This window comes from Candidatus Hakubella thermalkaliphila, assembly GCF_013281975.1.
Classification (GTDB): Bacteria; Actinomycetota; Humimicrobiia; order Hakubellales; family Hakubellaceae; genus Hakubella; species Hakubella thermalkaliphila.
In genome coordinates this window covers 1-5010 of the sequence record NZ_BLRZ01000117.1, presented here as the reverse complement: position 1 = coordinate 5010, position 5010 = coordinate 1, and the positions used below count along the sequence as shown (strand labels likewise).

Annotated in this window: 5 protein-coding genes; all 5 read right to left on the bottom strand. The window is 52.2% G+C overall.

Annotated features, from left to right (window positions below; genetic code table 11):
* Positions 1 to 505, bottom strand: a 505-nt coding sequence (locus tag HW443_RS09330) for a GDP-mannose 4,6-dehydratase (protein WP_176238096.1), incomplete at its 3' end; no start/stop codon positions are given.
* Between the two features lie 148 nt (positions 506 to 653).
* Positions 654 to 1520 carry a glycosyltransferase family 2 protein gene (locus tag HW443_RS09325; RefSeq protein ID WP_258190490.1) on the bottom strand — a complete coding sequence of 289 codons (867 nt, stop codon included), beginning with the start codon at positions 1518 to 1520 and terminating at the stop codon, positions 654 to 656.
* Between the two features lie 248 nt (positions 1521 to 1768).
* Positions 1769 to 2752 (bottom strand): glycosyltransferase, encoded by a 984-nt coding sequence (locus HW443_RS09320; RefSeq protein WP_176238095.1) that lies wholly within the window; start codon positions 2750 to 2752, stop codon positions 1769 to 1771.
* Positions 2739 to 3758: a glycosyltransferase family 2 protein gene (locus tag HW443_RS09315; RefSeq protein WP_176231583.1), complete on the bottom strand. Its 1020-nt coding sequence runs from the start codon at positions 3756 to 3758 to the stop codon at positions 2739 to 2741. Before HW443_RS09315 ends, HW443_RS09320 begins: the two co-directional genes overlap by 14 nt.
* A gap of 124 nt (positions 3759 to 3882) precedes the next feature.
* A partial coding sequence (locus HW443_RS09310; protein WP_176238094.1) for a glycosyltransferase family 4 protein occupies positions 3883 to 5010 on the bottom strand: 1128 nt, incomplete at its 5' end.

Genomic DNA, 5010 nt, shown 5'->3' with positions numbered 1-5010 from the left:
AAATCCTCATCTTATAAGCGCTATAATACTGGTACCCTAGCAGATCTTGAGCTGCCTTACTCACCGCATAGGGACTGTCTGGCCTCAGAGAATAATCCTCAGTTATGGGGACCTGCTCAGGTGAGACCTTACCGTATACCTCGCCGGAAGCCGTTATAAGCACGGAGGCTTCCACCTGGCTCTTTAGCAGGGATTCCAGCAGGTTCAACTGACCAAATATGTTAATCTCATAAGTCCGTCGCGGATCCTCCCAGGACAAGGCCGCAGAGCTTTGAGCAGCCAGGTGATAGATCTCCTGAGGCCGAGAGCTTCTGATCAACTCTTCTATGGCTGGGGCGTCCAGGACATCAGCAAGGACCACTTTTAATCTGGGATCTCTGGGAAGACCCTCCCGGTCTTTTGCACGATGGACCATACCCACCACCTGGCTGACCCCTTCCTCCAGGAGCCTCTGGCAGAGATGTCTTCCCACGAAACCGCTGGCACCGGTGACTAATGCTATCAAAAATACCCCCTACCTATCTCTAATATCTCCCTGTCCCGAGAAAAGCTCTGGTGCAACTTCCACTTGCCAGAAGCAAAGGAGAGCAAGACCGAAGTAGCTTTACATGTCCTCTCTAACCTGCAATGTCTGCTGCGGCCCATAAGGTCTATCAGCTTTCCCTCTTTATCCTCTCCAGGGTGATCACTATCGCCCCCCTGACTATAAGACCCCCATATATCAGGGGCAAGAGCAAAACCCTCCAGGTCCCCACATATCTCTTACGCAGAAATCTGTAGATGCTTTTCTGGTGCTCTATGGTCATCCGGACACTCCGGCGCTGGCTGCTTCCTGCAATGTGGTGAAGAACTACCGCATCGGGCAGATATTTGACCTGCCATCCTCTCTCCTTAAGGCGCTCACAGAGATCCATGTCTTCCAGATACATATAAAACCGCTCGTCAAAAAGGCCCACTTCATCCAGAGCCTGTCTGCGCAGCCCCATGGCTGCCCCGGAGACCCAGTCTACTTCTTCGACCTGTCGGTGATCCCAGCGGGCCAGTTTGTATTCCTGGGAAAAGGGGTTATTGGGCATTACTGGACCCAGAAAGGCGTGAGCAGTGGCGGTGATGAAGGAAGGGAAGCGCCGGCAGGAGTGCTGAAGTGAACCGTCAGGATTAACAATCTTCAGGCCCACGGCCCCCACCTTCTCCTCCCTATCTAAGAAGTCGATCACTCTCTCCAGAGTACCCTCATAAATCTCGGTATCACTATTCAAAAGAAGGATATGTCTTGCGGAAGAATTTTTTATGCCCTGGTTGGCCGCCCTGGCAAAACCCAGGTTCTCCTCATTCTTGATTAATCTAACCTGGGAAAAGCTTTTGCGGACCGCCTCTGTACTGCCGTCGGTGGAGCCATTGTCCACCACCAGGACCTCCAGCTTCTTTGGGCTGGCGTGCCTGGTGATGGATTGCAGGCATTTCAGAAGAAGCTCCCGGGTGTTCCAGTTGATAATCATGATAGATAGATCCGGGCTCATGTTATTCGTAGCTCAATACCAGATTGGGTTAGAAATGTTCATTCAAGTCTGAGGTCCGGCCCAAGTCCACTTGACTCTTCTCTCGCCATTCACTACCATACCAATAGTACTTTGGTAACATATGAGCTCGTTGCTGTACGCTCACCCAACGTAAAATGTTGCGGCCATGTCTTTCTGGCTCGGGCAGAGCCGTCAGGTATATCCTGGGAATTTTCCGCCTTTAGGCGGGGTGAGTGTCATAGCCCAAACTAAATTTTGCTCCTCATTTTCCTTTTCAGACTGCGCATCCGTGGTCTCTTGAGCAGTCCGTTTACATAGCCGGCCATCTTGGCCAGATCAAGGTACAACATCAAAAAGGGCATGGCCAACCAGGAAAATATCATCCCCAATCTATCCTCCTGGAAAACCCGTACCGACCTGCGTAGGGGCTTTGACAGGTAAATCAGCGCCAGAGGACTCAGAAGCAGAGGCAGATAGGGGAAGCGGGGAGATAGAGATAGAGCCACCAGGAGACCCAGATAAGTGGTGAATCTGATGAGGTGTCGCTGAGGATACATTCCAGCCATGGCGTCTCCCCGGGCATAGCCAAAGAACTGTCTGAATATTTCCCTCAAGGTTTCTCTCATCCGCCAGTAGACCACTGCCTCTCGGACTAACTGAATGCTGTATCCCATCCTCTTCAGCTTGAAATTAAAATTCATATCTTCGCCGATATCCAGCCACTCCGGGTATCCTCCCACCTCCTCCCATACCCTTTTTCGAAAGGCAATACAACGGGAGGAGGGCATGAACGTTTCCTCTTCTATTTCTTCCACCAAAGGAACATTGACCGCAGCCAGACATTTTTCCAGAAAGCTTCGGGCATCTGGTTGGCTGAGCCCTGCCACCACCTGAGCGCTTCCCTCCTGCAGAGGCCGGCTGATAGCCTCCAGCCACCGGGGGTGCAGTTGACATCCCACATCGGTAACCACAATCAGATCCGAGGTGGCCTCAGCTATAGCCAGATTTCTTCCCCGGGAGATATTGGCGCCCCGGCTCTGGATCACAGTCAGATTGCCCACCCGGTCGGCATAGGATTTCAGGATCTCAAAGGTCCGGTCTTTAGATCCCCCATCCACCACAATCACCTCCTCTGGCCGGCGAGTCTGGGCCAGCAGGGAATCTATAAATTCAGGTAAGGTTTTCTCTTCGTTGAGTATGGTAGTCACCAGAGATACTTTATTTTTCCCCATAGTTCTCACCCCTGGCCTCCCCATGCCAGAGAAAGACCTGGACAAAGGAGTGGAGCTTTTTCCTGAATCTTTTCCTTCCTTTCAGCGGGAGCAGACTGGCCCCAGCACAAAAAATGATTCTTATCACCAGACCCCCCAGGACCAATAACCGAAGAAAAAGCCCTTGCCAGGAGGGATAATGCCTGGCAAAGAAGCGGTAGCGGCCAGAGAGAACCATCTCCAGCCTCCTGGCCTCATCTTCCGAGCTCCTGGCATCGTAGTGAATGATCTCTGCTTGAGGAAAGTAAACCACCTCATAGCCCGCTCTCTTTATCCTATAACACCAGTCTACCTCTTCACTGTACATGAAGAATCCTTCATCGAGAAGACCTGTTTTTTCTATGGCTTCCCCACGAACCATAAGAGCAGCTCCCGAGACCCAATCTACCTTCTTCTCCTGCCCATGGTCCCAATAGGTCATAAAATGCTGGCCAAAAAACCTGCTTTGGGGAAAAATCCGGAAGAGATAAGTGCTCTCCAGGAACTGAGTGGTCAGAGAGGGAAAGGTGCGGGCGGAATACTGTAGGCTGCCATCGGGGTTGAGAAGTTTGGGGCCAAGAGCCCCCACCTCCCCATTGGCCTCCATGTAGTCTACCATCTTTTTGATAGCTCCTGGGAGAACTTTGGTATCCGGGTTAAGGAGAAGGGCGTATTTGCTCCGGCTACCCTTTAAAGCCAGGTTGTTAGCTGCACTGAAGCCCAGATTCTTCCGGCTGGCCACCAGATTTACCTGGGGAAACTTTTTCCGGACCATGGCCACAGTCCCGTCGGAAGAGTTATTGTCCACCACGGTGATGACCACGTCCACTCCCTTCTCAGATAGAAGGGAGCCCAGGCAATCCTCCAGAAGATGAGCTACATTGTAGCTGACTATGATTACATCCAGAATATTCCTCTCCATCGAAGATGGTTGAGAGGATTTGCCCCTCTCAAAAGAATTTTGCTGGCCACTTCTTTCCTCAGACACCCCTTGCTCAACCTCTGTTTTAAGAGAAGGCTTTTTTGGTGAAAAAACTTCGCCAGGGCGAGCCCCCCAGAGCCGGGAGGATCATATGGGACGCCACTCCAGACCTGGACGTTGTCCGGGGACATTAATAACCGGCCAGGTCTCCCAGTCTTTCTGGCGGAGACGAATCTTGAAGTTCAGCCACTACGTCCTCCAGATGCCTGGCAAAGCTCTGAGTGCTGAACTTCTTGGACTTCTCCCTGGCCTTCTGGCCCACCTTGTGTAAAAGCTCCTGGTCTTCCATGAGATGCACAGTGGTCTCCACCAGGCCCGGCCAATCCTCAAAGAGAAAACCGTCCACTTGATCCTGAACAATCTCCCTCTGTCCCCCCCTGGCAATGACCACCGGGACACATCCTGAAGCCATGGCCTCCACTGTGGTGATACCAAAATGCTCGAACTTATCGGGGTGTTTGTCCTCATTCTCTCCCAGGCCGCTGGCATGCCAAAAAATCTTGCCTTGGGACAGCAACCTTACCAGCTCTTCCCAGGAGGCGTTCTCGTGAATGTAGATGGGATACCCTTCACTCTCCCGGCGCACCTGCTGGAGATATCTTCTATGCTCCTTGATATCCTCAACCCCTCCTACCAGGTGATACTCCCAACCCCGTTTCCCTTTTCGATAGATCTCCTTGAAAGCTCTCACCATCTCCAGTTGTTTCTTGTTGTGATTACCGGTGAAGAACCTCCCCACACTGATGACCATTTCCCTCTTAGGCCCATCTCGCAGAGAGTCTATCTCTACGGGCGGATAGAGGATCTGGCTATCTCTGCCCCACCGCTTTTTGACCCAGCTCTGGGTATATTGGGAAATGGAAATGATCCGATCATAGCTGTCAAGAAAAGCCAGATCTCGAGGATAGTTGATGACGAAGAGGGGAATGAAGCTGAGACACCGCAGTAGCAGACGCCCTGGCAAAGGTAGGGACGTCTTATAGGAGATGACCACTCCCAGCTCCCGGCTGTCCTGAGAGTAGCCATATTGGGCAGGGACGAAAGTAGAGCTGACTACCTCTACCTCCCCTCCTTCCACCAGCAGAGCTGGAGGCACCACAAGATCTAACCTCTGTTTGCCAGTCAGACTTTTATCCCTGAGAACAACCTCCCCATCAGCTCTGACGGTGATCTGGGCTGGGGGTACCCCTCTTCTCCTCCCTGCCTGAATTCTTAACTTCAGGCTGACCCGGGAGAGGTCGGTGTGAAGCTGCTCTCC